We start from the raw sequence: 26,616 nt of genomic DNA, 5'->3' as shown, positions 1-26,616 counted from the left end.
ATCGAGGCCTGCTCGACGTTCAAAGAAAGACGGACCGCGCCCTATAGTCTGCGGATGGTGCGTGGGGGAAGGCGTACCGGTTAAAGGATTCTGGTCGACGAAGGAGACGTCCGGTGAAGAAGTACGTGCGGGGAACGGCGATCGTGGGCGTGCTGACGCTTGCCGTCGCCGCGTGTGGCAGCAAGCCGACCGAGGACAACGCAGGCGGCAGCGACGCCAACAAGGACTTCAAGGCCTGCATGGTCTCCGACTCGGGCGGGTTCGACGACAAGTCGTTCAACCAGACCTCGTACAAGGGCCTGCAGGACGCGGTGTCGGAGAAGGGCGTGACCCCGGTCAAGGCGGAGTCGAAGTCGGACAACGACTACCCGACCAACATGACTGCGATGGTCGCCCAGAAGTGCAACGTGATCGTTGCGGTCGGCTTCAAGCTCGAGGACGCCACCGACAAGGCCGCGCAGGCCAACTCGGGGATCAAGTTCGCGATCGTCGACTCCGCGCCGGCCAAGCCGATCGACAACGTGAAGCCGCTGCTGTTCAACACCGCGCAGTCCAGCTACATGGCCGGGTACCTCGCGGCCGGGATGACCAAGAGCGGCAAGGTCGGCACCTTCGGCGGCGCGCAGATCCCGTCGGTGACGATCTTCATGGACGGCTTCGCCGAGGGCGTCAAGCACTACAACGAGGTGAAGAGCAAGAACGTCCAGGTGCTGGGCTGGGACGAGGCCACCCAGAAGGGCCTGTTCGCGGGCGGCTTCGAGGACAAGGCCAAGGGCCAGACGAACGGCCAGAACCTGATCACCCAGGGCGCCGACATCCTGTTCCCGGTGGCCGGCCCGGCCGGTCTGGGTGCGCTGCAGGCGGCCAAGGCCAGCAACGGCAAGGTGAACGCGATCTGGGTCGACACCGACGGCTGCGTGAGCGCCCAGGAGTACTGCTCGACCCTGCTGACCAGCGTCGAGAAGGGCATGGACGTCGCGGTGAAGGACGCCATCGTCTCGGTGCTCGACAACAAGTTCGACAACGCCCAGTTCGTCGGCACGCTGCAGAACGGTGGCACCGCGCTCGCGCCGTACCACGAGTTCGACAGCAAGATCCCGGCCGACCTGAAGTCGGAGATCGACCAGATCAAGGCCGACATCATCAGCGGCAAGATCACCGTTCAGTCGAAGGCGCAGCCGAAGGCGTCCTGAACGATCGCGTAGTACGGTGCGAGCCAGGAAGGCAGCCGGCCCACAGGTCGCTCCTTCCTGGCTCTCCGTCTGAGAGGGCTCTCCACGGGAGAGGGAAGGACTGCCCGCATGCACCTCGAGCTGTCCGGGCTGACCAAGAGCTTCGGCTCGCTGGTCGCCAACGACCACATCGACCTGTCCATCGAGCCGGGTGAGATCCACTGCCTGCTCGGCGAGAACGGTGCCGGCAAGAGCACGCTGATGAACATGCTGTACGGGATGCTGCAGCCCGACGAGGGCGAGATCCTGATCGACGGCGAGAAGGTACGGATCAGCTCGCCGAGCGACGCGATCAGCCACGGGATCGGCATGGTGCACCAGCACTTCATGCTGGTCCCGGTCTTCACCGTCGCCGAGAACATCATGCTCGGCCGGGAGAACACGCACCCCGGCGGCGTACTGGACCGCAAGCGGGCCCACGCCCGGGTCGCCGACCTGTCCGACCGGTACGGCATGGCGGTCGATCCGGAGGCGCTCGTCGAGGACCTCCCGGTCGGCGTCCAGCAGCGCGTCGAGATCATCAAGGCGCTCGCGAACGACGCCCACGTACTGATCCTGGACGAGCCCACCGCGGTCCTGACGCCGGCCGAGATCGACGAGCTGATCACCGTGATGCGGCAGCTCAAGGAGACCGGTACGTCGATCGTCTTCATCACGCACAAGCTCAAAGAGGTGCGGGCGATCGCGGACAAGATCACCGTGATCCGCCGCGGCAAGGTGGTCGGTCAGGCCGAGCCGTCCGCGTCCGAGGAGGAGCTCGCCGAGCTGATGGTCGGCCGCGCGGTCGACCTGGTCGTCGACAAGACGCCGGCCGAACCACAGGACGCCGTACTGCGGGTGGCCGGGCTGACCGTCATCGACGAGCGTGGGTTCACCGCCGTCGACGACGTTGACCTGGAGGTCCGGGCCGGCGAGATTCTCGCGGTGGCCGGTGTCCAGGGCAACGGTCAGACCGAGCTGGCCGAGGCGCTGCTCGGACTGACGCCGATCGCGGCCGGCTCGATCACGCTGGCCGGCGAGGAACTCACCGGGAAGTCGACCCGGCACCGTCTCGACGCCGGCATCGGGTACGTCCCGGAGGACCGCGCGCACGACGGGTTCGTCGGTTCGTTCACGGTCGCCGAGAACCTGATCCTGGACCTGTTCCGCAAGGAGCCGTTCGGCAACGGGCTGGGCCTGCGCACCGACGAGATCGCCAAGAACGCGACCTCCCGGGTCGAGGAGTTCGACATCCGTACGCAAAGCATCGATCTGCCGGTGTCGTCGCTGTCCGGCGGCAACCAGCAGAAGGTCGTACTGGCCCGCGAGCTGTCCCGTCCGCTGAAGCTGCTCGTCGCCTCGCAGCCGACCCGTGGCGTGGACGTCGGCTCGATCGAGTTCCTGCACAGCCGGATCGTGGAGGAGCGTGACCGGGGTACGGCGGTCCTGATCGTCTCCACCGAACTCGACGAGATCGCCGCGCTGGCGGACCGGATCGCGGTGATGTACCGCGGGCAGGTGGTCGGCGTCGTACCGTCCGACACGCCCCGCGACGAGCTGGGCCTGATGATGGCCGGCGCCACGAAGTCCGAGGCGCACGACACGGCGATCGAGCACCCGACCACGTTGGGAACCATCTGATGAGCACTGAGACAGAGGCCGCCGCTCCGGCACCGGCGCCGGCCAAGGGTGAACCGCGGCGCTCCGGGCTGCCGTCGTGGGCGATCCAGGGCCTGGTGTCGCTGAGCGCGGTGGTGCTGGCGCTGGTGGTCGGGGCGATCCTGATCATCGTCGGCGACGAGCAGGTGCAGAAGGCCGCCGGGTACTTCGGTGCCGCGCCGATGGACACCATCTCTGCCGCGGGCAGTGCGGTCGGCAACGCGTACCAGGCGCTGCTGTCCGGAGCCCTGGGCGGGATGACGCCGATCAGCGAATCGTTGACCCAGGCAACACCACTGATCTGCGGCGGTCTGGCGGTGTCGCTGGCGTTCCGTACGGGGCTGTTCAACATCGGCGCGCAGGGGCAGCTGATCGCGGGTGCGGTGCTGGCCGCGTACGTCGGGTTCGCCTGGCACCTGCCGCCGGTGCTGCACCTGATCCTCGCCGTGATCGCGGGTCTGGTCGGCGGCGCCGTGTGGGGCGGTGTGGTCGGCCTGCTCAAGGCGCGGACCGGTGCCCACGAGGTGATCGTGACGATCATGCTGAACTACGTGGCGCTCTATCTGCTGCAGTGGTTGCTGACCACGAAGACGTTCCAGCGGCCCGGGCGGACCGACCCGATCTCGCCGATCGTGGACGGCAACGCCCAGTTCCCGAAGTTCGGGGACACCCGGCTGCATCTCGGGTTCCTGGTCGCGCTGGTGGCCGCGGTGTTCGTCTGGTGGCTGCTGAGCCGCTCGACGATCGGCTTCGAGCTGCGGGCGGTCGGCGCGAACGCGGACGCGTCCCGGACGGCCGGTATGTCGGTCGGCCGCGCGTACGTGATCGCGATGGTGGTGGCGGGCGCGCTGGCCGGTCTGGCCGGGACCCAGCAGGTGCTCGGCACCGACCTGCCGCTGACCGACGGGGTCGCGGCCTCGGTCGGGTTCGACGCGATCACGGTGGCGCTGCTCGGCCGCGGTACGCCGCTCGGCACCGTACTGGCCGGCCTGCTGTTCGGCGCGCTGAACGCGGGCGGTCTGCAGATGCAGCTGATCACCCAGACCCCGCTCGAACTCACCACTGTCCTGCAGGCCGTGATCGTGCTGTTCGTCGCGGCCCCGGCGCTGGTGCGCTCGGTCTTCCGCTTCCTGCCGAAGGACCGTGGCGCCGGCACAGTGCTTGCGAAAGGCTGGAACGGATGAGCGAGACAACTCCGGACGCCGTCCCCGAGGCGGCGCCGAAGGCGCAGGTCATCGAGGGGCCGGCCGAGCGGACCCGCCGGCTGCGGGTCGGCGGCCTGATGATGGTGTTCGCGCTGATCGGCCTGTTGCTGGCCGTCTTCACCAAGAGCGGCAAGGCGACGTTCCAGCTGGTCTCGGGCGACCTGCAGCACAACCTGCTCGGGCTGCCCGCGCAGGCGGTCGGCCTGATCCTCGCGATCATCGGCGTCGGCACCGCGGTCGCGTACGCCCTGCGCCGGGTGCCGCAGCGGTACGCCGGCTGGCTGGCCGCCGTACTGGGAATCTGCTTCATCGGTGCCTTCCTGTGCTGGGCCGCGGCCGGCAAGACGTTCCCGCTCGCGAACCAGTTCCAGGGCACGCTGAACTTCGCGACCCCGCTGATCCTCGGCGCGCTCGCCGGCGTGATGTGCGAGCGGGCCGGCGTCATCAACATCGCGATCGAGGGCCAGTTCCTGGTCGGCGCGTTCACCGCGGCGGTCGTGTCGAGTACGACCCACAGCGGCGTACTCGCGCTGATCGCGGCGGCCGCGACCGGTGTGGTGATGGCTGCGCTGCTCGCGGTGTTCTCGATCAAGTACCTGGTGAACCAGGTCGTGCTCGGTGTCGTCCTGGTGGTGTTCGCGACCGGGATCACCGGCTTCCTGTTCGACCGGTTCCTGGCCGACGACGCGGAGAAGCTGAACACGCCGAAGGTGCTGTCCGCGATCAAGATCCCGGGCCTCGGTGACATCCCGTTCATCGGCCCGATCCTGTTCAACCAGACGATCCTGGTGTACCTGACCTATCTCGCGGTCGCCGTGGTCACGTTCGTGCTGTTCCAGACCCGGTGGGGCCTGCGGATCCGTGCGGTCGGCGAGCACCCGAAGGCGGCCGACACGGTCGGCATCAAGGTCAAGCGGATCCGGTACTCCGCGGTGCTCACGGCCGGCATCCTGGCCGGCCTCGGCGGTGCGTTCTTCACCGTCGGGTACGCGGGCTCGTTCAGCAAGGAGATGACCGCCGGCAACGGGTTCATCGCCCTGGCCGCACTGATCATGGGCCGCTGGCACCCGATCGGCGCCACGGTCGCCGCACTGTTCTTCGGCTTCGCGACCCAGTTGCAGTCGCAGCTCCAGATCATCCAGACCCCGATCCCGGGCGAGCTGCTCCTGATGGCCCCGTACCTGGCCACCATCATCGCCGTAGCCGGCCTGGTCGGCCGAGTCAGAGCCCCGAAGGCAGATGGTGAACCCTACGTCACCGAGTGAGCCCGACTGGGCGGCCCTGCGTGCGGTTGCCGAGGAGGTCATGCGGCGTGCCTACGCGCCGTACTCGGGGTTTGCTGTCGGGGCTGCGGCGTACGTCGACGACGGGCGGATCGTTGCCGGATGCAACGTGGAGAACGCCTCGTACGGGCTGACGTTGTGTGCGGAGTGTGGGCTGGTGTCGGAGCTGCACCGGACCGGCGGCGGCCGGCTGGTGGCGTTCACCTGCGTGGACCACCACGGTGACCTGCTGACTCCGTGCGGACGGTGCCGGCAGTTGCTGCACGAAAACGGCGGGCCCAACCTGCTGCTGGAGACACCGACCGGACCGCGCCCGTTGCGTGAGTTGCTGCCCGACGCGTTCGGGCCGGAGGACTTGGAGAACTGATGAGCTTCGACGCGGTGGACGTCATCCGGGCCAAGCGGGACAAGGCCGAGCTGAGCGACGGGCAGATCGACTGGGTGATCGACGCCTACACCAAGGGCGACGTCGCCGACGAGCAGATGTCCGCGCTCGCGATGGCGATCCTGCTGAACGGGATGAACCGGCGCGAGATCGCCCGCTGGACCGCGGCGATGATCGCGTCCGGCGAGCGAATGGACTTCGGCAAGCTGTCCCGGCCGACCGCGGACAAGCACTCCACCGGTGGTGTCGGCGACAAGATCACGCTGCCGCTGGCGCCGTTGGTCGCGGCCTGCGGCGTTGCCGTACCGCAGCTGTCAGGGCGCGGCCTCGGGCACACCGGCGGCACCCTGGACAAGCTGGAGTCGATTCCGGGCTGGCGGGCGTCGCTGTCGAACGACGAGCTGATGCAGCAGTTGGAGGAGGTCGGCGCGGTGATCTGCGCGGCCGGCGACGGGCTGGCCCCGGCGGACAAGAAGCTGTACGCGCTGCGCGACGTGACCGGTACGGTCGAGGCGATCCCGCTGATCGCCAGCTCGATCATGAGCAAGAAGATCGCCGAGGGCACCGGCGCGCTGGTACTGGACGTGAAGGTCGGCTCCGGTGCGTTCATGAAGGAGCTCGCGGACGCCCGCGAACTGGCCGAGACAATGGTTGCGCTCGGCACCGATGCGGGTGTGAAGACAGTTGCCCTGCTCACCGACATGTCCGTCCCGCTCGGGCTGACCGCCGGGAACGCCTTGGAGGTCAGGGAATCCGTCGAAGTACTGGCGGGCGGAGGTCCGGCCGACGTGATCGAGCTGACCGTTGCCTTGGCCAACGAGATGCTCGCGGCCGCCGGGGTGACCGGCGTCGACCCGGCCGAGAAGCTGCGGGACGGTACGGCGATGGACGCGTGGCGGGCGATGATCTCCGCCCAAGGAGGAGACGCTGCGGCGGAGTTGCCGATCGCTCCGGAGCAACACGTCGTCCCGGCGCCGGCTTCCGGCGTACTGTCCAAGCTGGACGCGCTTGCCGTTGGTGTCGCGGCGTGGCGCCTCGGCGCGGGGCGGGCGCGCAAGGAAGACCCGGTGTCGGCGGTCGCCGGCGTACAAATGCATGCCAAGCCGGGCGAGCGGATCCAGGAGGGTCAGCCGCTGCTCACTCTGCACACCGACGACCCGACCCGCATCGAGCGTGCCCTTGAGTCCCTCACCGATGCAGTCGCGGTGGCCGACTCGTACACGCCCGGCCCGTTGGTGATCGACCGGATCGTCTGACGCACCCTAGTTGGAGGTCGCGGTCAGTCTCGTGCGCTGTTCCTTGACCATGGTGGTGATCAGGGCTGTGTCGGGGGTGAGCTTGGTGCCCAGGGCGGCGGCCTCGCGGATGGTGAGCTCCACCACCATCGGGCCGACCGTCAGGCTCGCCTCGGCGATCGCGACCGACTGGTCGGTGCCGCCGTCGTACTCGACGCCGGCGTCGGAGAGAGCGTGGGCGAGCGGGAACGCGTGATCGTGGGTGTCCCGCTTCCACAGGCCGGACTGCAGCGCCTTCGCCTTCGCGGCAGAGCCGGTCTTGAACAGCTGGACGGTGAAGCGCTTCTTCTTGTCCGGGCTGAGCCTGGTCGCGCGGTAGCCCTCGACGAAGCTCGCGTTCAGGAGCAGAGCGCGGTCGAGCGCCGGGTCGGCGGACCAGGTGTTGAGGTACGAGGTCGCGGTGAACGGACCTGTGGTGTTGCGGGAGTCGTCGACGTACCCGGCAGGCAGCGTGATCAGGCCGGCGAGCGCACTCTTCGCCGTTTTGTCGGCCGTACCGGAGAGCGCGGAGTGCTCCGCTTTCGGTGTCTGGGCAGCACTTGCCGAGCTGCCGGCCTCGTTCCCGCAGGCGGTTACACCCAGCAGCAATGCGGTCACTACCACAGCAACGCCTGGCGCATTCCGTTTCACGAGTCCGATACCAACAGAAGTTGGTTAACTTCAGGAGAACAATCTCTCGATCCGGGCGCGAGCTGCCTTGGGATGCAGGGGTTCGCAGCCCGCGGCGACGCAGCGGCGGACCACCTGCGGATCGTCACGGAGCAGCAACAGACCGCGACGAAGCAATGTCAGCGGGGGTTTGCGGTGCTCGCGAAGGTCGCGCTGGAAGCGCCGCGCGAACGTGACGATGCGGTGGTGGTAGACGCAGATCGCGGTCGCCAGCAGGTCGCGTTCGCGGAGCGCGCCGGCGATCTGGTCCGCGAAGATGCCCTCAGCAACGATCAGTGGGGAGTCGCCGGTGCTGACCGGACGATGCCCGACGGTGCCGTCGTGGGCGATGTCGTAGATCGGGAGGTCGGCCGTTCCGGTCTTGCACAACTGCTCGAGCGCCGCGACCGCACGGTCGCCGTCCCAGGATCGCGGGTCGTCCCAATCGACGATCCCGAGCGGCGACCGCGGCATCGCCTCGTCGTCGCCGTCGCGGTAGAAGTCGTCCAGCCGAACCACCGGCAACCCCACCTGCTCCGCCAGCCGGGACTTCCCCGCCCCCGAAGGCCCCGCCAGCAACACCACCCTGGAACGCATCCGCACATTCTCCGGTATGGCGGCGGACCGAAGGACAGGAGGTGTCGGGTCCGGCGGGGCTGTCGACCGCTACGCCAGGCGTGCGGAGCGATATACGTACATGACTACGTCCTGTCGTTCGGCACATCCAGGGCCTGGCGGAGGGCGGCGGCGTGGTTCTTGAACCAGGTGTTGGTGCGGGTGGTTAGTTCGGACTCGCCGGTGGTCCAGCGCTGGTGGAACCAGGGGTGGCCGGTCTCGGCGCCGCGACGGACGTAGTCCATGCACCAGATGTGGTTGTCGGCGGCGGCCTCGACCAGGCGGACGCGGTCGGCCTCGTCCAGTCCGTAAGCGTCGGCGAAGCGCCGCAGCCGGCTCAGCGAATGGCCGCGGCGGACGTCGTCGATGTCGGCGTCGGGGCGTAGCGGGGCCCACAGGCGGACGGCGGTTGCGACGTCCCACAGGGGCGATCCAGGTGCGGCGAGGTCGAAGTCGATCAGGGCGACGGCGACGCCGTTGCGGAAGACGACGTTGTCGAGGTTCGGGTCGTTGTGGCTGATCAGGCCGGTCACGTAGCCTGGCGGGACCGGTTCGGCCCACTGGAGGCCGACCGGCCGGAAGTCCGCGACCGCCTGGTGATAACTGCGAAGTAATGCCGCGACGCTGTCCAGGGCCTCGTCCGTCATCGACCAGGCCGGGTACGGCGTCCGCACCGTCTCGCCAGGCAGGTACGACAGCACCTCTCGCCCCTGCGCGTCGATCCCGAGCAGCCGTGGAGCCCCGTCGAACCCGACTCGCTCCAGGTGCTTCAGCAGCGCATGCGTCGCCCTGCTACTGGCACGCAGCGGCCTCCGGACGGTGTCCCCGACCCGCACGACCAGCCCGCGGTTCGCAGTACCACCGAGCAACTGGGTCTCCACCTCGGCAGGCATCGCCGGTCAGTTTGTCTCGTTGAGCAGCGCTTTCGCCAGGGGTGCGTGGGTAACGATCGCGTTCACCAGGCGGCTGCGCACGGCCGCGCGGACGGCATCCACCTTGGCCAGCCCGTACGGGATCGCGATCACCTCGTCGATCTTGGTCATCTGCTCGGCGTCGATCGCGATCACCCGGTCGGTGACCCGGCTGTGCACCGGCGCGCCGTCCGCGTCCACGAAAACGCCCGAGATGTCGGCCACCACCCCCCGGCGCCGCAGCTGCTCGCAGGCCTTCTCGTCCATCGCGTCGTACAGCGTCGACTGCCCGGAGGCCCAGGACCCGAGCCCGACGACGGCCTTCGACACCGATTCGAAGTGACTGATCGCCTCGGCCACCTCGGGCTGCTGCCGCAGGGCCCGCGCGGTCGCCGCGTCCGGGACGACAAGCGGTGCATAGAACAGGTATGCCGGACCGCCCGACAGGCGGGCGGTGTGCCGGACGAGCTCGACCGAGTTCGCCTCGACGTCCGGGCGGGTGAGTGCCCCCGTCAGCTGGACGACGGGTACGGGAGCGAGTGAGGTGAGCTGCTCGGTCATCGCGGTCACCGCTCGCGCCCAGGCGAGCCCGAGCACGTCCTCGGGCGTGACGATCTCGGACAGCAGGTCCGCCGCGGCCTTCCCGAGCTGGGTGCGCAGCGCCGGCTCGTCCTCCTCAGGGGTGTCGACGACGATCGCGCGCCGTAGGCCGAGCGCCTCCTGCAGGCGGGCGGACAGGTCGAGGTCGATCGCGCCGGGGTGGCTGATCTCGATCCGTACCAGCCCACTGCTGCGCGCCTGGTCGAGCAATCGCGCAACCTTGAACCGGCTCAACCGGAACTCGTCGGCGATCTCCACCTTCGACCGCCCGTCGACGTAGTACCGCCGCGCGATCGACGCGGTGAGCACCAGCTGGGCCGGCCCGAAGGCACCAGCACTCGACTCCATCACAGCCTCCCCGCTCATATGAGCACATGTGGACACAAGTGTTGCACAGACTCTTGACACGTCAAGGCTCTTCCCGGTCTACTCGTGCTGTGAGCGCAGGCATGCTCAAATGAGCGGAGGCAGACACGGTGCTGAGTAGGCGCAAGCGGATCGGAGCGGTCGGGGTCGCGGTGCTGATGACCGCGGTCACCGGCTGTGCAGGTTGGGGAGGCGGAGCAGGCGGCGGTGGTCAGGACAGCATCAACGTCTTGATGGTGAACAACCCGCAGATGATCGATCTGCAGAAGCTCACCGCCGACAACTTCACCAAGCAGACCGGGATCAAGGTGAACTTCACCGTGCTGCCCGAGAACGACGTCCGGGACAAGATCAGCCAGGAGTTCTCCAGCCAGGCAGGTCAGTACGACGTCGCGTCGGTGAGCAACTTCGAGATCCCGATCTACGCGAAGTCCAAGTGGATCGCGCCGCTGTCGGACTACATCGCCAAGGACCCGGCGTTCGACCAGGACGACATCCTGAAGCCGATGACGCAGTCGATGTCGGCCGACGGCAAGATCTACGGTGAACCGTTCTACGGCGAGTCGTCGTTCCTGATGTACCGCAAGGACGTCCTGGCCGCGAAGGGCATCACGATGCCGGCCAAGCCGACCTGGGACGAGGTCGCGGACATCGCGGCGAAGGTCGACAACGCCCAGCCCGGGATGCGCGGCATCTGCCTGCGCGGCCAGCCCGGCTGGGGTCAGATCTTCGCGCCGCTCACCACGGTCGTGAACACCTTCGGCGGCACCTGGTTCACCAAGGACTGGCAGGCGCAGGTGAACGCACCCGCGTTCACCGAGGCGACCAAGTTCTACGTCGACCTGGTCCGCGCGCACGGCGAGGCGGGCGCACCGCAGGCCGGCTTCACCGAGTGCCTGAACAACACCATCCAGAGCAACGTCGCGATGTGGTACGACGCGACGTCGGCGGCCGGTTCGCTCGAGGCGCCGAACTCGCCGGTCAAGGGCAAGATGGGCTACGCCCCGGCGCCGGTGAAGGCGACCGACCACGCCGGCTGGCTGTACGCGTGGGCCTGGGGCATCCAGGAGGCGTCGAAGAAGAAGGACAACGCCTGGAAGTTCGTCTCCTGGGCCTCCGGCAAGGACTACGAGAAGCTCGTCGGCCAGAAGGTTGGCTGGTCCAACGTCCCGGCCGGGAAGCGCGCGTCGACGTACGAGATCCCGGAGTACCTCAAGGAGGCGTCGGCCTTCGCCGCGCCGACCAAGTCGGCGATCGAGAACGCCGACCCGAACAACCCGGGCACCCAGCCGCGGCCGGCGCCGGGCATCCAGTTCGTCGACATCCCGGAGTTCCCGGACCTCGGGACCCAGGTCAGCCAGGACGTGAGTTCGGCGATCGCCGGGCGGATGAGCGTCGACGAGGCACTGAAACGCGGGCAAGGGCTCGCCGACGACGTCGCCGAGCGGTACCGCTCGCGGCAGGCGAAGTGAGGGGTTGAAGGCCATGTCTGTCGAAGCGAAATCCGGCGCGCAGTCCACGGCGAAGCGGAATGCCGCGCCGCCGGGTTCCGAGGGCACCATGATGCGCAGGGCCGGCGACTGGGCCCGCCGCGCTCCGTTGCTGCCCGCCCTGATCTTCATGATCATCGTGACCCAGCTGCCGTTCGTGGTCACGATCATCACGTCCTTCATGGACTGGAACGCGTACTACCCCGACGAGCGCGGGTTCGCCGGGTTCGCCAACTTCCGCCGGGTGCTCACCGACGCGAACACCCGGAACGCGATCTTCGTGACGATCCTGCTGACCGCGGGCGTCGTGCTGATCAGCGTGGTCCTCGGGCTGCTGATCGCGCTGCTGCTGGACCGGAAGTTCCGCGGCCGCGGTGCCGTCCGGACGATGATGATCACGCCGTTCCTGGTGGTACCGGTCGCCGCGGCGCTGCTCTGGAAGCACGCGCTCTACAACCCGACGTACGGGCTGTTCAACGGCGTACTGAAGTGGATCTTCGGTGACAACGCGCCGCAGCCGGACTGGATCAGCAACCAGCCGTTGTGGTCGATCATCTTCGCGCTGGTCTGGCAGTGGACGCCGTTCATGATGCTGATCCTGCTGGCCGGCCTGCAGAGCCGTCCGCTGGACGTCATCGAGGCGGCCGGGATCGACGGCGCGAACCAGTGGGAGATCTTCCGCTACATGACGCTGCCGCATCTGCGGCAGTACCTGGAGCTGTCGGCGCTGCTCGGGTCGATCTACGTCGTGCAGAACTTCGACGCGGTCTTCACGATCACCTCCGGCGGCCTCGGTACGGCGAACCTCCCGTACACGATCTACCAGACCTTCTACACCGCGCACGACTACGGACGGGCCTCCGCGGCCGGCGTGATCGTGGTGATCGGCACGATCCTGATCGCGACCTTCGCACTGCGCTCGGTGTCCACGCTGTTCCGAGAGGAGACGAGCAAATGAGCGGGCAGGTCACGATCGTCACGGGGAAGAAGAACCGTGGTGGCGGGTTCGTGCTCAGCGGAGTGGCGTGGATCGTCGGGATCCTGTTCGTGCTGCCGGTGCTGTGGATGCTGCTGACCTCGTTCCACTCCGAGGAGAACGCGGCGAAGAACCCGCCGGACGTCGCCGCACCGCTGACCCTCGACGGCTACCGGTCGTTCTTCGACTCCGGTCCCTGGCCGTCGATCGCGAACTCGCTGACCGCGAGCATCCTGTCCACGGTGCTCGTCCTGCTGCTCGCGTTCCCGGCTGCGTACGCGCTGTCGATCCGGCCGGTGAAGAAGTGGACCGACGTGCTGTTCTTCTTCCTGTCCACCAAGATGCTGCCGGTGGTCGCCGGCCTGCTGCCGATCTACCTGTTCGCGCAGTCGGTCGGGTTCCTGGACAACATCTGGCTGCTGATCATCCTCTACACCTCGATGAACCTGCCGATCGCGGTCTGGATGCTGCGCAGCTTCCTGTCCGAGGTGCCGGTGGAGATCCTCGAGGCGGCATCGGTCGACGGTGCGTCGCTGACCCGGACGCTGCGGTCGGTGGTCGCGCCGGTGGTCACGCCGGGGATCGCCTCGGCCGCGCTGATCTGCTTCATCTTCAGCTGGAACGAGCTGCTGTTCGCCCGGGTGCTGACCGGCACAGTGGCGCAGACGGCGCCGGTGTTCTTGACTGGGTTCGTGACCAGTCAAGGATTGTTCCTCGCCAAAGTCTGTGCCGCGTCCATCGTGGTGTCGTTGCCGGTGCTGATCGCCGGGTTCGCCGCTCAGGACAAGCTCGTCCAGGGCCTCTCGCTGGGGGCGGTCAAGTGAAGCTGTCCGCAACCGCTCTCGATGCCCTGGGCAATGACGTCGTGGTGCCCGCCTACGACCGGACGGCGGTGACTCCGGGGATCGTGCACTTCGGGGTCGGCGGGTTCCACCGTGCGCATCAGGCGATGTATCTCGATCGGCTGATGAGCGACGGGAAGGCGCTGGACTGGGGCATCGTCGGCGTCGGCGTGCTGCCTCAGGACCGCCGGATGTACGACGTGCTCTCCGCGCAGGACCACCTGTACACGCTCGTCGTCAAGCACCCGGACGGGCAGCTGGAGCCGCGCGTGATCGGATCGATCGTCGACTACCTGTTCGCGCCGGACGACCCGGAGGCCGTACTCGCCCGGATGACCGACCCGGCGACGCGGATCGTGTCGTTGACGATCACCGAGGGCGGATACCACGTGAACCAGGTGACGGGGGAGCTGGACGCCTCCGACCCGGCGCTGGCCGCGGACCTGGAGCCGGGCGCGACGCCGGGGAGCGTGTTCGGGTTCATCGTGGAGGCGCTGCGCCGGCGTCGCGCTGCGGGCGTACCGCCGTTCACCGTGATGTCCTGCGACAACATCCCGGGCAACGGGCACGTCGCGCGCAAGATGATCGCCGGGTTCGCGCAGCTGAAGGACCCGGCGATGGCGGAGTTCCTGCGCAACGAGGTGCGGTTCCCGAACTGCATGGTCGACCGGATCACGCCGGTCACCATCGACGCGGACCGAGAGGCGCTGGCGTCCCGTTTCGGGGTCGAGGACGGCTGGCCGGTGGTGTGCGAGCCGTTCACGCAGTGGGTCCTCGAGGACGACTTCGGTGGTCTGCGGCCACCGTACGAGGAGGTCGGCGTCCAGATCGTCGAGGACGTCGAGCCGTACGAGCTGATGAAGCTGCGGCTGCTGAACGCGTCGCACCAGGCGCTGGCGTACCTCGGCTTCCTGGCCGGTTACCGGTACGCGCACGAGGTGTGTCAGGACAAGCTGTTCGTGGACTTCCTGCTCGCCTACATGGACAACGAAGGTACGCCGACGCTGCCGCCGGTGCCCGGGGTCGATCTGGACCGGTACAAGCACCAGCTGATCGAGCGCTTCGCGAATCCTGAGGTACGGGACACGCTGGCGCGGTTGTGCGCGGAGAGCTCGGACCGGATCCCGAAGTGGCTGCTGCCGGTGGTCCGCGAGCAGTTGGCGGCCGGGCGGGACATCACCCGGTCGGTGCTCGTGGTCGCCTCCTGGGCGCGGTACGCGGAGGCCGTCGACGAGCAGGGCCAGCCGATCGAGGTCGTGGACCGGCTGCGCGACAAGCTCGTCGAGCGCGCCCAGCACAACCGGGAGGACCCGCTGGTGTTCATCTCCGACCCGGACCTGTTCGGTGAGCTGGCGTCGGACGAGGGGTTCGTCACCCCGTACAAGGCAGCGTTGAAGTCGCTGCACGAGATCGGCGCCCGCGCCACGCTCGAAGCGCTCTAGTGTGGGTGCATGACTGAGCTGAGGCTGGTTGCCGGGGTGGACTGTTCGACCCAGGCGACCAAGGTTCTGGTGTGTGACGCCGAGACCGGGGCGGTGGTTCGCGAGGGCAGGGCGCCGCACCCGGATGCGACGCAGGTGGATCCGGCGGAGTGGTGGAAGGCGTGGGAGACCGCGTCGGACGGCCTGCTCGACGGGGTGCAGGCGATCGCGATCGGCGGCCAGCAGCACGGGATGGTGCTGCTGGACGAGGCCGGTGAGGTCGTCCACCCCGCCGTCCTCTGGAACGACACCAGCTCAGCCGACGCCACCACAGAACTCCTGGCCGAACTAGGAGGCCCAGAAGCCTGGGCCGAGGCGATCGGCTCGGTGCCCGTCCCGTCCTTCACGGTGACGAAACTCCGCTGGATCCGCGACGAAGCCGCGCGCGCAGAGGCGGTGGGGGCGGCCGAGGGTGCCGCGGTGGCCGACGTGGCGGCGATGCGCCGCGACGCCGCGCGCAGGGCGGCTGCCGTGCTCCTGCCGCATGACTGGATGACGCACAAGTTGGCTGCGGATCGGAGTGGGATCGAGGGGATCACCACTGATCGGGGGGATGTTTCGGGGACTGGCTGGTGGTCGCCTACTACGAACAGCTACCGGACCGACTTGGTGGAGTTGGCGTTCGGTAGGCAGTTGCAGCTTCCGCGGGTTGCCGGGCCGGCAGAGATCGTTGGGCAGACAGCGTTCGGCGCGGCGATCGCGGCCGGCACCGGCGACAACGCGGCCGCCGCGCTCGGCCTCGACCTGCAGCCCGGCGACGTCGCCGTCTCCCTCGGTACGAGCGGTACGGCGTTCGCCCGCTCCGCGCACCCGACCAAGGACGCGACCGGCCTGGTCGCAGCCTTCGCGGACGCCACCGGCGAGTACCTGCCGCTGGTCTGCACCCTGAACGCGGCGCGCGTGATGTCCGCGACCGCCCAGATGCTCGGCCTCGAGCTGTCCGCCTTCGACGAGGCCGCGATCACCTCGCCGGGCAGCAACGGCCTGGTCCTGCTGCCGTTCCTGGACGGCGAGCGGACGCCGGACCTCCCGCACTCGACCGGCCTCATCTACGGCCTCACCCGCGCCACCATGCAGCCCGCGACGATGGCCCGCGCCGCGGTCGAGGGGCTGCTCTGCGGCCTCGCTGACGCCGTCGACGCGCTCCGCGACCAGGGCGTCCCGGTGCAGCGCGTCCTGCTGCTCGGCGGCGGCGCCCGCTCCCGCGCCGTACAGGCCCTGGCCCCGGCCCTCCTCGGCGCCGAGGTCGTCCTCCCCGAACCGGCCGAGTACGTCGCCCTCGGCGCCGCCCGCCAGGCCGCCTGGGCCCTCTCCGGCGCCGCCACCCCGCCCACCTGGCAGGTCCCGCTCGGCAAGCCCGAACCCGGCATCACCGTCGACGCCGCCACCATCCGCGCGAACTACGAACAGGTCCTCACCAACACCCGCCCGCTGCTTTCCCAGCCCTACAACTGATCTCCCTCTACAGTTGCTGGATGGTGTACTTCGGTGGGTTGCTCGGGCTGATCGGGCTGCTGACGCTGGTGTTCCGCGACGACGATGTCGTCGGGCTGCCGGCGGTTGCGGTCGGGGCCGGGTTGCTCGTGGTCGGTGTCGTCGTCGGGGCGCTGGGGTTCGTCCGGCGCCGGGTGGTGCGGCGGCGGAAGATCGCGCGCGGCGAGCCGGTGCCGGTGGGGAACGTGTTCGAGCGGGCGCAGGCGCTGCCGCGGCTGCTCCGCGACGTCCGCCGCGGCGCGTACGCCGACCTGCCGAAGAACCGGCCGTTCCTCTGGGTGCTCGCCCTCGTCTACCTGGTCTCGCCGATCGACATCCTGCCCGACCTGCTGCCGATCATTGGTGTCACCGACGACGCCGGCGTCTTCATGTGGCTGCTCACCAGCGTCTCGACCGCGACCGGCCTCTACCTGCGCCGCGAACGGGACCAACTCCCGCGCCGCGAGCCCCCGACCGGCCGCCGCTCCAACTCTTAGCGACCGACCCAGGCGGCGATGTCCGCGGCAGCTTCCTCAGGATGTTCGTACGCGAAGCGCTGCAACGGATCCGCCGGTAGCTCGTCCGACCCGAGACGGTTGGCGGCGGCAACCAACTGTCGCGCCGCGGCCAGTACCCGCGCTGCCTGCTCAGCAGCCTCCGCAGGATCGTCCAGCCCGACCGCCGCGGCGGCGAGGTCCGCGACTTCGCAGGCCTGGTAGGCCATTGCGAGCTGGTCGGGGCTCATGCGAACGCCCGGACGAAGAACAGCGCGGTCATCAGTACGGCGGTGCTCAGCACCAGCCCACGCAGTACGGTCGGCGGTAGCCGTCGTACGACGTGCGCCCCGCCGTACCCGCCGATGATCGCGCCGGCGAGCATCGCGACCAGCTGCAGCGGCTGGGACAGCACGTCGGCCGCGAACACGAAGATCAACGCCGCGGTCAGGTAGACGGCCGCGACCTGGATGACGCGTAGCGGATTGCCCCGGGCCGGGTCGAGCGTGGTCGTCGCGGTCCAGAACGCGAGCATCATCAGCCCGACCGCGCCCCCGAAGTACCCGCCGTAGATCGCCAGCAGGAACTGCCCCGCGAGGATCGCCGCAGGCCCCGGCCGCCCGAGCCGCAGCGCCGCGGTCAGCCGCCTGCCGAACGCGAGGACCACGGTCGCGAACGCCAGCAGCCACGGCACCGCCGCGTCGAAGGACGCCGACGGCAGCAACAGCAGGAGCCCGGCGCCGATTGCCCCACCGGCCACGCTCGCCAGCGTCACGGCCGGGATGGACGGCGCGGCCAGCCCTTGGATCTCCCGGCGGTACACCCATGCGCTGGTCGCGTTCCCGGGCAGCAGCGCGACGGTCGTGGTCGCGTTCGCGGTCACCGGCGGCATCCCGGCGCCGACCAGGGCGGCGAGCGCCACGAAGCTCCCACCACCACCGACGGCGTTCAGCGCGCCGGCGATGACACCGGCCAGGAGGATCAGCAGCACCCTTCGAGGATCCGGGTTCCGCGGGCACTCCACAATGCGCGATCCCCGTAGCCAGCCTCAGGCTGAGACGTAGGCTGGTGGGATGCGGTACGACCTGGATGATCTCCGGCTCTTCACCCATGTAGCGGCAGAGGGCTCGATCACCGCCGGCGCGCGGGTAATGCACCTGAGCCTGCCTTCGGCCAGCGCACGGGTCAGGGCGCTCGAAGCGCAGGCTGGCGTACCGCTCCTGGTCCGTGAGCGCCGCGGCGTCCGGTTGACCCCGGCGGGCGCCACCCTGGCTCGGCACGCCCGCGAGGTGCTCGCCGAGACGACCCGCCTGGACAGCGCGGTCGCGTCGTACGCCGTCTCGCGGTCGGCCCCGATCCGCCTGGTCGCCGGTGGGTCCGCGATGCACCAGTTGGTCCCGATGGCGCTGGCCACGTTCCTCCGCGAACACCCGGAGTACGACGTGAACGTGAGCGAGCGCCGTACGGTCCGCAGTGTCCGATTGCTCGCGGCCGGTGAGGCTGATCTTGGCGTGATCCTGGACGACGAGCCGACCCAGTTGCGGACCGAGCCGCTGGCCGACGACTCGCTCGTCGTCATCGGGCAGGCCGGCGGCACGCTCTCCGGCCGGGCCTCGATCGCGTACGCCGAGGTTGCCGAGCATCCCCTGGTCGGCCTGGACCGCCGCTCGCCCCTGAGCCAGTGGATGGACGACCGCCTCGGCCCACACGCCCCGGCGCCGCGCTACCGCACGCTCGTCCCTACCCTGCACACGCTCATCACGCTAGCCACCGCGGGCGCCGGTCTGGCCGTCGTACCGCGCCGTGCCGTCGACGCGATCGCCGGCGTCGACATCTGCCCGCTCCAGGACGCCTGGTCGACCCGGAGCCACCTGGTCTGTTACGCCGCGGACGCGCCCGAGTCGGCGCACCTGCTCGCCACCCACCTGCACGCGGCCGCCAGCCGCTAACCGGGTAGCTGCGCCCGGATCCCCTCGATCAGGTAGCCCAGGCCGAGATCGAAGATCTCGGTGGCCTTCCGGTGCCGCGCGTCGTGAACCCATTCGGACAGCATCGGGTACTTGCCGGTCGCGAACATCCGGGTCAGGTACGGGCCGGTGGCGCGCTGGAACTGGTGCCGGTCGAGGCCGGTCGTGCGTTCGGCGCGGCGCTCGGTGATCTCCTTGCGGACCGCGCCGACCAGGTAGACGCTGAGCGCCTCGAGGGCGCCGGTCAGCGTGTCGAGGTCGCTGAGACCGGTGGCGCGCAGCGCGCTGAGCGACGCCTCGGTGTGCGCGAGCGTGGCCGGACCGAACCGCGGCCGGCTCCCGAGCAGGTCGGCGAACCACTCGTGCCGCAGCGCGGCCTCGCGGGTCCCGTTCGCGATCGAGCGCAGGACGGCGTCCCAGGTCTCGCCGGCCGGCGCCGGAAGCTCCGCGTAGACGGCGTCGACCATGAGCTCGAGCAGCTCGTCCTTGGTGTCGACGTACCGGTAGAGGCGCATCGGACCGGCGTCGAGCGCGGCGGCGACCTTCCGGAGCGAGACCGCGTCCAGGTCCGCAGCGTCCGCGAGCTCGATCGCGGCCCGGACGATCCGCTCCCGGCTGAGCGGGCTCGGCTGCCGGCGCTCGGACGGCTCCGGTCGCTCCCAGAGCACGGGACTGTCGGTCACAGGCTTGAACAATACACCGCCTCGTACGATACAGTGTATTTCTCAATACAGTGTATCGACAGGAGCGTACCCATGATCGCGATCGTCGGCGGCGGGCCCGGTGGCCTCACGCTCGCCCGGATCCTGCACGTCCACGGCCTCGACGCGATCGTGTACGAGCGCGATGCCGCGGAGGGTGCCCGCAGCCAGGGCAGCATGCTCGACCTGCACACCGACAGCGGTCAGGCCGCCCTGCGCGCGGCCGGTCTCGAGCAGGAGTTCCTCGCGGCCGCGCGCCGCGAGGGACAGGACCACCGGATCCTGGATCACACCGGCAACCTGCTCTACCAGGAGGACACCCCGGACGACGCGCCGATGCTGCGCCCGGAGATCGACCGCGCCGACCTGCGCGACCTGCTGCTGCGATCGCTTCCGCCGCGGACCGTCCGTTGGGGGAGTGTCTTCACCCACGCGGACGGGCAGGTCCTGCATTTCGCCGACGGGAGTACGGCGACGTGCGACCTGCTCGTCGGCGCCGACGGTGCGAACTCCCGCGTCCGCCCGATGCTCACCGGCACCGAGCCGGCGTACCAGGGCAAGGTCGTGGTGCAGGGCGCGATCCACGACGCCGATCGCACGGCACCCGAGCTGGCCGCGATGGTTGGCCGAGGCAACTACTGGGTGTTCGGGCCGGACCGGATGCTCGGCGCGCAACGCAACGGGAACGGCGTCGTCCAGGTGAGCATCTCCATCCAGGGGCCCGCGGACGTGGACCCGGCCGCGGTCACCAACCTGCCCGCCGACTGGGCGCCGCAGTTCCGTCGGCTGCTGGCCGCGTGTGACGAGCCGTTCGTCGTCCGGCCGGCGTACCTGCTCCCGATCGGTCTGCGGTGGCCGCGCCGATCAGGTGTCACGTTGCTCGGGGACGCCGCGCATCTGATGCCGTCGCACGGTGAGGGCGCGAACCAGGCCATGCTCGACGCGGTCGAGCTCGGGCTGGCGATCGCCGCGCACCGCGATGACCTGGACGCCGCGCTCGAGCAGTACGAGACGGCGATGTACGCCCGTACGACCGAGGTCGCGGAGCGGTCCGCGATGGTCGCGGAGCTGATGAGCGGGCCGGATGCGGCGCAGAAGGTTCTGAGGTTCTTCGGGGGAGCCGACGCAGTGGTCGACTAGGTTGGCGGGGTGGATATCCCGCTGCAGGCGTTCGAAGCCCTTCTGCACAGTCCGAATGTGCCGACCGTCTGCCGCGCGCTGAACATGTACCAGGTGGCCGCGGCGTACACGCGACTCAGCGGCGGCAACCCACTCGAGCCGCTCGCGGCCGACGTCCGTCAGGTGGCGCTCGAGATCCTGTCGCGACCACCGGTCGATGCGAGCGAGGACATCCCGGCCGGCTTCGATCACGTCAGCGCGCTGAACGTCCTCACCCAACTGGCCGAGCCCGCCGACCTGGACGTCATCGCCGCGGTGCGGGAGAGCACCACCAACGACCAGGTGCGCGCTGTCGCCGAGTTGGCGGCGGCGTCGGTCAGCGGACGGTCAGACGCTCCGCGACAGCCTTCCGAGCCTGGTGAATCCGGGCCTTGACGGTGCCGAGCGGGACGTCGAGCTCTTCGGCGATCTCTGCGTACGAGAGCGCGCCGAGATCGCGCAGGACTAGCGGCTGGACGAGCTGCGGGTGACTGGACTCGAGCGCCTCCAGGGCCTCGAGCAGGTCCAGCCGGGAGCCGGCGATGACCGAGGTGGTGCGTGGGTCGACCGATTCCGGGAGCACCTCGGCGGACTGCTCGAGCGAGCGGCGCTTCAGCTTCCGGTAGGTCTGCCGCGCCTGGTTCGTGGCCACGATCGTCACCCAGCCCGCGAAGCTGCCGGTGCCCTTGAAGGTGTGCACCTTGTTCGCCACCTGGAGCAGGGTGTCCTGGACCGCCTCCTCCGCGTCCTCCCGGTACGGCAGGAACTTGGCCACCCGCCGCTGCACCTGAGGCCGGATCGCCTGCAGAAGTTGTGGAAGCACCGTTTGGTCCCCGGCAGCCGCCCGGGACGCCAGTTCTTCCAACTCCTCGGTCATGCTCCCCCTCTTGAACTGGTTTGTGGTCGACAATAGCCGGGATGGATGTCATCGGGCGGTACCGGTTACGGGACAAGATCGGCGCGGGCGCGTTCGCGACCGTCTGGCGGGGGTACGACGACGACCTGGACGTCGACGTGGCCGTCAAGGTGCTGGCGGACAACTGGTCGTCGCGCGCCGACGTGCGGGAACGCTTCCTGTCCGAGGCCCGGTTGATGCGCCGGATCTCCAGCGACCGAGTGGTCCGGGTCTTCGACCTGGGCAAACTCGACGACGGCCGGCCGTACTTCGTGATGGACTACGTCGGCGGCGGCACGCTCGGCGACGTACTGCGGCAGGGCCCGCTGGATGCGGTCGACGCGCTCTGGTGGGGCGCCGACCTGGCGCGGGCGGTCGCGGCGCTGCACAGCGAGGGAGTCGTGCACCGCGACGTCACCCCGGCGAACCTGCTGCTCCGGCCGGGCGACGAGACCGGCGGCGGGACGCACCGGATCGTGCTCGCCGACCTCGGTCTGGCCAAACGCGCGGCGGAGGCGTCGGGTCTGACCCAGGCGGTCGGTACGCCGTCGTACATGGCGCCCGAGCAAGGACGTGGCGACGGCGGTTTCGACGAGCGCGCGGACATCTACGCGGTCGGCGCGGTCACGTACGCCCTGGTCACCGGGCACCCGCCGTACAGCGCCGGCTCGATCGGCGACGTACTGAACCGGGATCCGGACCTGCCGCCGCCGAGCCTGCGGACGGTCCTGCACGACTCGGTCGGGCAACTCGACGACGTCTTCGCGCGGGCCCTCGCGTACCGGGTGGCGGACCGCTGGGAGCGTGCGGACACCCTCGCGGAGCGGCTGGAGGCTGAGGCGTTCCGCCTGGAGCAGGAGGCCCCGCTGCGCGCAGCCGAGCGGACCACGATCACCGACGACGACCTCGACACGACGGTCGCGACCGATCCGCCGGTACGTCGCCGACGCCGCAGGCGGAAGTGGTTCCTCCTGGCGCTGCCCGTCGTTTTCGTGGCGGCTGGTGTGGGCGGATGGTTCCTCTTCGGGATGTGACTGCATAGAGTAGCCATATGGCTACTTACCGCAGTCTTGTGGTGATTCTCGCCTTACTTTCTCCGACGGATCAGCCGACCGCCAACTATGCGTGCCGCGCCGACACCAAGTTCGGCCGGCACACCATCTCACTCCGCCAGAACGTCGACGCCCAGGCGCCTGCCGCGGTCCGCGCCAACACCCGCTTCACGATCGCGGTGCACTCGCAGCCCGGCACGCTCCCGAGCGACGTCAAGGGCTTCAAGCTCCAAGAGGTCCGCGACCTCACCCTGCGCGTCCCGGTCCCGGCCAATTCGTCGTACGTCGGTGCCGTCCTGACCGGAGGCTCCGGTCTCAACTCGAACCCGACGGTGCAACTCGAGGGCAACACCGCCGTGGTGAAGGTGCCGGGCCCGATCCCTGGCGGCGCGAACTACCAATTGCCGACGCTCAGCGTCCGCCTGAAGTCCGGCCGCGCCGGGACCACCGTCGAGACCAAGCTCAAAGGCACCAGCTACGACGACCCCGGCCTCACTCTGAAGGCCAAGATCAAGTGGAAGTTCCTCAGCACCACCGCCCCGGTCGCCTGCTACCCCAACCCGAACCCGTCACTGACCCGCACCACCGTCAGTAGGTGACGGTGATGCGTTGTGTGGCTGGGTTTATGCGGACCTGGCCGCCGTACGGGAGGACCTGCATGGGGTCAGTGTGGCCGATGTCGAGGCCCTTCACGAGCACTGCGTTCGGGTTGTACTCCGCGAGGGCGCGATCAACCGCGAGGTACTGGCCGGTGATGTACGCGACCGACTCCTCGGGGGTGAGCTTCTGGAACAGCGACGTGGACTTCGGGCGCCCCCACAAGACTGCGTCGAAGCGCTCCAGGAGGCCGCGTTCGCCCAGGTTCCGGAGCATCCAGTACACGTGCTCCGCGGTCGGCATCTCTTCGCTGGTCTCGCAGAACAGCACGCCGCCGTACGACTCGGTCGGGAGCATCCAGCGGTTCGCGGCGAGCTGCCAGTCGAGGATCTCCAGGCAACCGCCCCAGAGCTTCCCGGTCACCGCGCGGGACCCGTTCCACGTCCAGCCGGTGCCCGGGAACAGCGGCGGCTCGGTCTGCAGGTTGACCGGGTCGTTCCAGTCGTGGTCGACGTCGGTCCAGCCGGTGGCCGGCGTCAGGTCGAAGTCGCCGCCGGTGAACAGGGCCGCACGCAACGATCGCTCGGTGTCCGGGTGCATCGCGCCGCCACGGCCGAACTGCACCATCACGCTGCCGCCGTGGAAGGCCGGCAACCCCAAGGAATAAAGGAAGTTCAGCAGGTTGGTGTTGTCGCTGTACCCGAAGAACGGCTTCGGGTTCGCCCGGAACACCTCCGGATCCAGATGCTTCAGCACCGTGATCTGGTCGTCGCCGCCGATCGACGCGATCACCGCGCGGATCGACGGGTCCGACCAGGCCGCGTGCAGATCGGCGGCCCGGTCCTCGGGGCTGCTCTGCATCTTCCGCGTCGTCGGGTACTCGACCGGGTCCAGCCCGAAGTCGTCCCGCAACCGGCGCAGACCGAGCTCGTACGGGGCGGGGAACAGCTCCGGGAGGCCCGAGGCCGGCGAGACGATCGCGACCCGGTCACCTGGCTTCAGCACGTCAGACTCCGATCGGGTGCCACACGGTCTTGAGTTCGAGGTACTGCGTGAGGCGCGAGAGCCCCTGGTCCGCGGACCAGTCCTCCTCGGCCGGACGGCGGACCCGCTTGAGGTTGTCCGCGGCGGCGATCTCGAGGTCGCGGGCCTCCTGCTCCGAAGAGATCCCGCACAGGTCGATCGCGTTCACGTCCTGGTGTGACGCCAGCCACGGCCCGATCTCCGACGCGGAGCCGGTCAGCAGGTTCACCACGCCACCCGGTACGTCGGAGGTCGCCATCACCTCGCCCAGCGTCACGGCCGGCAGCGGGCGCTCGAACGACGAGACCGCGACCACCGTGTTGCCGGAGACGATCGCGGGCGCGATCACACTCGTCAGCCCGAGCAGCGACGAGTCCTGCGGGGCGAGCACCGCGACCACACCGGTTGCCTCGGGCAACGAGAAGTCGAAGTACGGACCGGCGACCGGGTTCGAGGAGCCGACCACCTGGGCGAGCTTGTCGGCCCACCCCGCGTACCAGACCCAGCGGTCGATCGCCTCGTCCACCACAGCGCGAGCCTTCGAGATCGACAGCCCCTCGCCGGCCGAGACCTCGGCGCTGAACTGCTGGTGCCGGCCCTCCATCACCTCGGCGATCCGGTACAGCACCTGGCCGCGGTTGTACGCGGTCCGCCCGTGCCACCCGTTGAACGCCTTCCGGGCCGCGACCACCGCGTCCCGGGCGTCCTTGCGGGAGGCCTGCGACGCGTTCGCGAGAAACTTGCCCTTGGCATTGTTCACCACGTACGAGCGCCCGGATTCGCTGCGTGGGAAGGCGCCGCCGATGTAGAGCTTGTAGGTTTTGCGCACTTCCAGCCTCGGAGTTTCCTTAGTGGGCAAGGTAGGCCTCCAGACCGTGGCGGCCGCCCTCGCGACCGTAGCCCGACTCCTTGTAGCCGCCGAACGGCGAGGTCGGGTCGAAGCGGTTGAACGTGTTCGCCCAGACGACGCCGGCGCGCAGCTGGTTCGCCATCCAGAGGATCCGGGATCCCTTCTCGGTCCAGATCCCCGCGGACAGGCCGAACGGCGTGTTGTTCGCCTTCTCGACCGCCTCGGCCGGAGTCCGGAAGGTCAGCACCGACAGCACCGGGCCGAAGATCTCCTCGCGGGCGATCCGGTGGGCCTGGGAGACGCCGGTGAAGACGGTCGGCGGGAACCAGTAGCCCTGCTGCGGCAGCTCGCACTCCGGCGACCAGCGCTCGGCGCCCTCGTCCTCGCCGATCTGCGACAGCTCGCGGATCTTCGCCAGCTGGGCGGCGGAGTTGATCGCGCCGATGTCGGTGTTCTTGTCCAGCGGGTCGCCGACGCGCAACGTCTCCATCCGGCGCTTCAGCCGGCCGAGGACCTCGTCGTACACACTCTCCTGAACGAGCAGCCGCGAACCCGCGCAGCAGACGTGGCCCTGGTTGAAGAAGATGCCGTTGACGATGCCCTCGACGGTCTGGTCGAGCGCCGCGTCCTCGAAGACGATGTTCGCCGCCTTGCCCCCCAGCTCCAGCGTGACCGCCTTGTGGGTGCCGGCGACCGACTTCGCGATGGCGCGGCCGACCGCGGTGGATCCGGTGAACGCGACCTTGTCCACGTCCGGGTGCTCGACCAGGGCCTGTCCGGTGCGTCCGGCGCCGGTGACGATGTTCACCACGCCCGGCGGCAGATCCGCCTGCTGGCAGATCTCCGCGAACGCCAGTGCGGTCAGCGGAGTCGTCTCGGCCGGCTTCAGTACGACGGTGTTGCCGGCCGCGAGCGCCGGGGCGATCTTCCAGGCCAGCATCAGCATCGGGAAGTTCCACGGGATCACCTGGCCCGCGACACCCCACGGCTGCGGGTCGTCGCCGACGCCGGCGTACTCGAGCTTGTCGGCCCAGCCCGCGTAGTAGAAGAAGTGCGCCGCCACCAACGGGATGTCGACGTCGCGGGACTCGCGGATCGGCTTGCCGTTGTCCAGCGACTCCAGCACCGCGAGCTCCCGCGCGCGCTCCTGGATCAGCCGCGCGATCCGGAACAGGTACTTCGCCCGGTCCTTGCCGCTCATCGGGCCCCAGACCTTGTCGAAGGCCTTGCGGGCCGCCTTCACCGCCTTGTCGACGTCGGCCGGCCCGGCCTCGCTGACCTCGGCCAGCACCTCTTCCGAGGCAGGCGAAACGGTCTTGAAAGGCTTGCCGTCCGTCGCATCGACGAACTGCCCGTTGACGAACAGCCCGTACGACGACTTGATGTCGACGATCGCCCGGGACTCGGGGGCGGGTGCGTACTCGAATCTGCTCATGCGT

28 protein-coding genes are annotated in these 26,616 nt (G+C 69.2%); 17 read left to right on the top strand and 11 right to left on the bottom strand.

The window, feature by feature from the left end; genetic code table 11:
* Positions 1-113 precede the first annotated feature (113 nt).
* The 6 genes from ACGFI6_RS06750 to ACGFI6_RS06725 all read left to right on the top strand — a co-directional run bounded on the left by ACGFI6_RS06750 (position 114) and on the right by ACGFI6_RS06725 (position 6,999).
* The gene (locus ACGFI6_RS06750) at positions 114-1,193 is read left to right on the top strand and encodes a BMP family protein (protein ID WP_393115718.1); all 1,080 of its coding nucleotides are present in this window, start codon (positions 114-116) and stop codon (positions 1,191-1,193) included.
* 108 nt (positions 1,194-1,301) lie between these two features.
* Complete coding sequence (locus ACGFI6_RS06745; RefSeq protein WP_393115716.1) at positions 1,302-2,852, top strand: ABC transporter ATP-binding protein; 1,551 nt, start codon at positions 1,302-1,304, stop codon at positions 2,850-2,852.
* Entirely contained in the window at positions 2,852-4,054 is a 1,203-nt protein-coding gene (locus ACGFI6_RS06740; protein ID WP_393115714.1) for an ABC transporter permease, read from the top strand. Before ACGFI6_RS06745 ends, ACGFI6_RS06740 begins: the two co-directional genes overlap by 1 nt.
* Positions 4,051-5,340: an ABC transporter permease gene (locus tag ACGFI6_RS06735; protein ID WP_393115713.1), complete on the top strand. Its 1,290-nt coding sequence runs from the start codon at positions 4,051-4,053 to the stop codon at positions 5,338-5,340. The genes ACGFI6_RS06740 and ACGFI6_RS06735 overlap by 4 nt, the downstream gene beginning before the upstream one ends.
* Positions 5,315-5,725 carry a cytidine deaminase gene (locus ACGFI6_RS06730; RefSeq protein ID WP_393115712.1) on the top strand — a complete coding sequence of 137 codons (411 nt, stop codon included), beginning with the start codon at positions 5,315-5,317 and terminating at the stop codon, positions 5,723-5,725. The genes ACGFI6_RS06735 and ACGFI6_RS06730 overlap by 26 nt, the downstream gene beginning before the upstream one ends.
* A complete protein-coding gene (locus ACGFI6_RS06725) occupies positions 5,725-6,999 on the top strand; it encodes a thymidine phosphorylase (RefSeq protein ID WP_393115711.1) in 1,275 nt (424 codons plus the stop codon). Before ACGFI6_RS06730 ends, ACGFI6_RS06725 begins: the two co-directional genes overlap by 1 nt.
* 6 nt (positions 7,000-7,005) lie before the next feature.
* On the opposite strand, the gene ACGFI6_RS06720 is transcribed toward ACGFI6_RS06725, so the two are convergent.
* The 4 genes from ACGFI6_RS06720 to ACGFI6_RS06705 form a co-directional block, all read right to left on the bottom strand.
* Positions 7,006-7,635: a hypothetical protein gene (locus ACGFI6_RS06720; RefSeq protein WP_393115710.1), complete on the bottom strand. Its 630-nt coding sequence runs from the start codon at positions 7,633-7,635 to the stop codon at positions 7,006-7,008.
* Between the two features lie 63 nt (positions 7,636-7,698).
* The gene (locus ACGFI6_RS06715) at positions 7,699-8,283 is read right to left on the bottom strand and encodes a uridine kinase (RefSeq protein WP_393115709.1); all 585 of its coding nucleotides are present in this window, start codon (positions 8,281-8,283) and stop codon (positions 7,699-7,701) included.
* Between the two features lie 104 nt (positions 8,284-8,387).
* Positions 8,388-9,194 carry a phosphotransferase gene (locus ACGFI6_RS06710; RefSeq protein ID WP_393115708.1) on the bottom strand — a complete coding sequence of 269 codons (807 nt, stop codon included), beginning with the start codon at positions 9,192-9,194 and terminating at the stop codon, positions 8,388-8,390.
* A 6-nt stretch (positions 9,195-9,200) separates the two neighbouring features.
* Positions 9,201-10,160, bottom strand: coding sequence for a sugar-binding transcriptional regulator (locus ACGFI6_RS06705; protein WP_393115707.1), 960 nt, complete (start codon positions 10,158-10,160; stop codon positions 9,201-9,203).
* Positions 10,161-10,288: 128 nt separating this feature from the next.
* Between ACGFI6_RS06705 and ACGFI6_RS06700 the strand changes: the two genes are divergently transcribed.
* The 6 genes from ACGFI6_RS06700 to ACGFI6_RS06675 are packed head-to-tail and all read left to right on the top strand — an operon-like array spanning position 10,289 to position 16,937.
* Positions 10,289-11,650 (top strand): ABC transporter substrate-binding protein, encoded by a 1,362-nt coding sequence (locus ACGFI6_RS06700; protein WP_393115706.1) that lies wholly within the window; start codon positions 10,289-10,291, stop codon positions 11,648-11,650.
* Positions 11,651-11,663: 13 nt separating this feature from the next.
* Positions 11,664-12,626, top strand: a complete 963-nt coding sequence (locus ACGFI6_RS06695; protein WP_393115704.1) for a carbohydrate ABC transporter permease — start codon at positions 11,664-11,666, stop codon at positions 12,624-12,626.
* Entirely contained in the window at positions 12,623-13,468 is an 846-nt protein-coding gene (locus tag ACGFI6_RS06690) for a carbohydrate ABC transporter permease (RefSeq protein WP_393115703.1), read from the top strand. The genes ACGFI6_RS06695 and ACGFI6_RS06690 overlap by 4 nt, the downstream gene beginning before the upstream one ends.
* Positions 13,465-14,928: a mannitol dehydrogenase family protein gene (locus ACGFI6_RS06685; protein ID WP_393115702.1), complete on the top strand. Its 1,464-nt coding sequence runs from the start codon at positions 13,465-13,467 to the stop codon at positions 14,926-14,928. Before ACGFI6_RS06690 ends, ACGFI6_RS06685 begins: the two co-directional genes overlap by 4 nt.
* Positions 14,929-14,937: 9 nt before the next feature.
* Complete coding sequence (locus tag ACGFI6_RS06680; protein WP_393115701.1) at positions 14,938-16,422, top strand: FGGY family carbohydrate kinase; 1,485 nt, start codon at positions 14,938-14,940, stop codon at positions 16,420-16,422.
* A gap of 20 nt (positions 16,423-16,442) precedes the next feature.
* Positions 16,443-16,937, top strand: coding sequence for a YkvA family protein (locus ACGFI6_RS06675; RefSeq protein WP_393115699.1), 495 nt, complete (start codon positions 16,443-16,445; stop codon positions 16,935-16,937).
* Here ACGFI6_RS06675 and ACGFI6_RS06670 read toward each other — a convergent pair.
* Both ACGFI6_RS06670 and ACGFI6_RS06665 read right to left on the bottom strand, forming a co-directional pair.
* A complete protein-coding gene (locus ACGFI6_RS06670; protein ID WP_393115698.1) occupies positions 16,934-17,185 on the bottom strand; it encodes a hypothetical protein in 252 nt (83 codons plus the stop codon). The two genes, ACGFI6_RS06675 and ACGFI6_RS06670, sit on opposite strands and share 4 nt — an antisense overlap.
* Entirely contained in the window at positions 17,182-17,925 is a 744-nt protein-coding gene (locus ACGFI6_RS06665) for a sulfite exporter TauE/SafE family protein (protein ID WP_393115697.1), read from the bottom strand. The genes ACGFI6_RS06670 and ACGFI6_RS06665 overlap by 4 nt, the downstream gene beginning before the upstream one ends.
* Before the next feature lie 82 nt (positions 17,926-18,007).
* Between ACGFI6_RS06665 and ACGFI6_RS06660 the strand changes: the two genes are divergently transcribed.
* A complete protein-coding gene (locus ACGFI6_RS06660) occupies positions 18,008-18,883 on the top strand; it encodes a LysR family transcriptional regulator (RefSeq protein WP_393115696.1) in 876 nt (291 codons plus the stop codon).
* On the opposite strand, the gene ACGFI6_RS06655 is transcribed toward ACGFI6_RS06660, so the two are convergent.
* Positions 18,880-19,584: a TetR/AcrR family transcriptional regulator gene (locus ACGFI6_RS06655; RefSeq protein WP_393115695.1), complete on the bottom strand. Its 705-nt coding sequence runs from the start codon at positions 19,582-19,584 to the stop codon at positions 18,880-18,882. The two genes, ACGFI6_RS06660 and ACGFI6_RS06655, sit on opposite strands and share 4 nt — an antisense overlap.
* Before the next feature lie 72 nt (positions 19,585-19,656).
* Between ACGFI6_RS06655 and ACGFI6_RS06650 the strand changes: the two genes are divergently transcribed.
* Complete coding sequence (locus tag ACGFI6_RS06650) at positions 19,657-20,742, top strand: FAD-dependent oxidoreductase (RefSeq protein WP_393115694.1); 1,086 nt, start codon at positions 19,657-19,659, stop codon at positions 20,740-20,742.
* Positions 20,743-20,751: 9 nt separating this feature from the next.
* The gene (locus ACGFI6_RS06645) at positions 20,752-21,156 is read left to right on the top strand and encodes a hypothetical protein (protein ID WP_393115693.1); all 405 of its coding nucleotides are present in this window, start codon (positions 20,752-20,754) and stop codon (positions 21,154-21,156) included.
* Here the strand turns inward: ACGFI6_RS06645 and ACGFI6_RS06640 are convergent.
* Positions 21,098-21,637: an RNA polymerase sigma factor gene (locus ACGFI6_RS06640; RefSeq protein ID WP_393115692.1), complete on the bottom strand. Its 540-nt coding sequence runs from the start codon at positions 21,635-21,637 to the stop codon at positions 21,098-21,100. The two genes, ACGFI6_RS06645 and ACGFI6_RS06640, sit on opposite strands and share 59 nt — an antisense overlap.
* Before the next feature lie 41 nt (positions 21,638-21,678).
* Here ACGFI6_RS06640 and ACGFI6_RS06635 point away from each other — a divergent pair, with 41 nt between their 5' ends.
* Positions 21,679-22,689 (top strand): serine/threonine-protein kinase, encoded by a 1,011-nt coding sequence (locus ACGFI6_RS06635; RefSeq protein ID WP_393115691.1) that lies wholly within the window; start codon positions 21,679-21,681, stop codon positions 22,687-22,689.
* Positions 22,690-22,706: 17 nt separating this feature from the next.
* Positions 22,707-23,306, top strand: a complete 600-nt coding sequence (locus ACGFI6_RS06630; RefSeq protein ID WP_393115690.1) for a hypothetical protein — start codon at positions 22,707-22,709, stop codon at positions 23,304-23,306.
* On the opposite strand, the gene ACGFI6_RS06625 is transcribed toward ACGFI6_RS06630, so the two are convergent.
* From ACGFI6_RS06625 to ACGFI6_RS06615, 3 genes are read right to left on the bottom strand one after another with little or no spacing between them, the layout of a single operon-like run.
* Entirely contained in the window at positions 23,296-24,309 is a 1,014-nt protein-coding gene (locus ACGFI6_RS06625; RefSeq protein ID WP_393115688.1) for a S66 peptidase family protein, read from the bottom strand. The two genes, ACGFI6_RS06630 and ACGFI6_RS06625, sit on opposite strands and share 11 nt — an antisense overlap.
* Before the next feature lies 1 nt (position 24,310).
* Entirely contained in the window at positions 24,311-25,156 is an 846-nt protein-coding gene (locus tag ACGFI6_RS06620) for an aldehyde dehydrogenase family protein (RefSeq protein ID WP_393115687.1), read from the bottom strand.
* A 19-nt stretch (positions 25,157-25,175) separates the two neighbouring features.
* Complete coding sequence (locus ACGFI6_RS06615; protein ID WP_393115686.1) at positions 25,176-26,612, bottom strand: aldehyde dehydrogenase family protein; 1,437 nt, start codon at positions 26,610-26,612, stop codon at positions 25,176-25,178.
* Between the last annotated feature and the right edge of the window lie 4 nt (positions 26,613-26,616).

Origin of the sequence: Kribbella sp. NPDC048928, from assembly GCF_043197975.1 — a bacterium.
Lineage (GTDB): Bacteria > Actinomycetota > Actinomycetes > Propionibacteriales > Kribbellaceae > Kribbella.
This window is presented reverse-complemented; position numbering and strand designations above follow the sequence as displayed.

What these genes read in the sequence shown, in the direction of transcription:
- ACGFI6_RS06745 (WP_393115716.1), top strand. Translation starts at nt 1,302, where the DNA reads ATGCACCTCGAGCTGTCCGGGCTGACCAAGAGCTTCGGCTCGCTGGTC.
- ACGFI6_RS06740 (WP_393115714.1), top strand. Translation starts at nt 2,852, where the DNA reads ATGAGCACTGAGACAGAGGCCGCCGCTCCGGCACCGGCGCCGGCCAAG.
- ACGFI6_RS06735 (WP_393115713.1), top strand. Translation starts at nt 4,051, where the DNA reads ATGAGCGAGACAACTCCGGACGCCGTCCCCGAGGCGGCGCCGAAGGCG.
- ACGFI6_RS06730 (WP_393115712.1), top strand. Translation starts at nt 5,315, where the DNA reads ATGGTGAACCCTACGTCACCGAGTGAGCCCGACTGGGCGGCCCTGCGT.
- ACGFI6_RS06725 (WP_393115711.1), top strand. Translation starts at nt 5,725, where the DNA reads ATGAGCTTCGACGCGGTGGACGTCATCCGGGCCAAGCGGGACAAGGCC.
- ACGFI6_RS06715 (WP_393115709.1), bottom strand. Translation starts at nt 8,283, where the DNA reads ATGCGTTCCAGGGTGGTGTTGCTGGCGGGGCCTTCGGGGGCGGGGAAG.
- ACGFI6_RS06710 (WP_393115708.1), bottom strand. Translation starts at nt 9,194, where the DNA reads ATGCCTGCCGAGGTGGAGACCCAGTTGCTCGGTGGTACTGCGAACCGC.
- ACGFI6_RS06705 (WP_393115707.1), bottom strand. Translation starts at nt 10,160, where the DNA reads ATGGAGTCGAGTGCTGGTGCCTTCGGGCCGGCCCAGCTGGTGCTCACC.
- ACGFI6_RS06695 (WP_393115704.1), top strand. Translation starts at nt 11,664, where the DNA reads ATGTCTGTCGAAGCGAAATCCGGCGCGCAGTCCACGGCGAAGCGGAAT.
- ACGFI6_RS06690 (WP_393115703.1), top strand. Translation starts at nt 12,623, where the DNA reads ATGAGCGGGCAGGTCACGATCGTCACGGGGAAGAAGAACCGTGGTGGC.
- ACGFI6_RS06680 (WP_393115701.1), top strand. Translation starts at nt 14,938, where the DNA reads ATGACTGAGCTGAGGCTGGTTGCCGGGGTGGACTGTTCGACCCAGGCG.
- ACGFI6_RS06675 (WP_393115699.1), top strand. Translation starts at nt 16,443, where the DNA reads ATGGTGTACTTCGGTGGGTTGCTCGGGCTGATCGGGCTGCTGACGCTG.
- ACGFI6_RS06670 (WP_393115698.1), bottom strand. Translation starts at nt 17,185, where the DNA reads ATGAGCCCCGACCAGCTCGCAATGGCCTACCAGGCCTGCGAAGTCGCG.
- ACGFI6_RS06660 (WP_393115696.1), top strand. Translation starts at nt 18,008, where the DNA reads ATGCGGTACGACCTGGATGATCTCCGGCTCTTCACCCATGTAGCGGCA.
- ACGFI6_RS06650 (WP_393115694.1), top strand. Translation starts at nt 19,657, where the DNA reads ATGATCGCGATCGTCGGCGGCGGGCCCGGTGGCCTCACGCTCGCCCGG.
- ACGFI6_RS06640 (WP_393115692.1), bottom strand. Translation starts at nt 21,637, where the DNA reads ATGACCGAGGAGTTGGAAGAACTGGCGTCCCGGGCGGCTGCCGGGGAC.
- ACGFI6_RS06635 (WP_393115691.1), top strand. Translation starts at nt 21,679, where the DNA reads ATGGATGTCATCGGGCGGTACCGGTTACGGGACAAGATCGGCGCGGGC.
- ACGFI6_RS06630 (WP_393115690.1), top strand. Translation starts at nt 22,707, where the DNA reads ATGGCTACTTACCGCAGTCTTGTGGTGATTCTCGCCTTACTTTCTCCG.
- ACGFI6_RS06615 (WP_393115686.1), bottom strand. Translation starts at nt 26,612, where the DNA reads ATGAGCAGATTCGAGTACGCACCCGCCCCCGAGTCCCGGGCGATCGTC.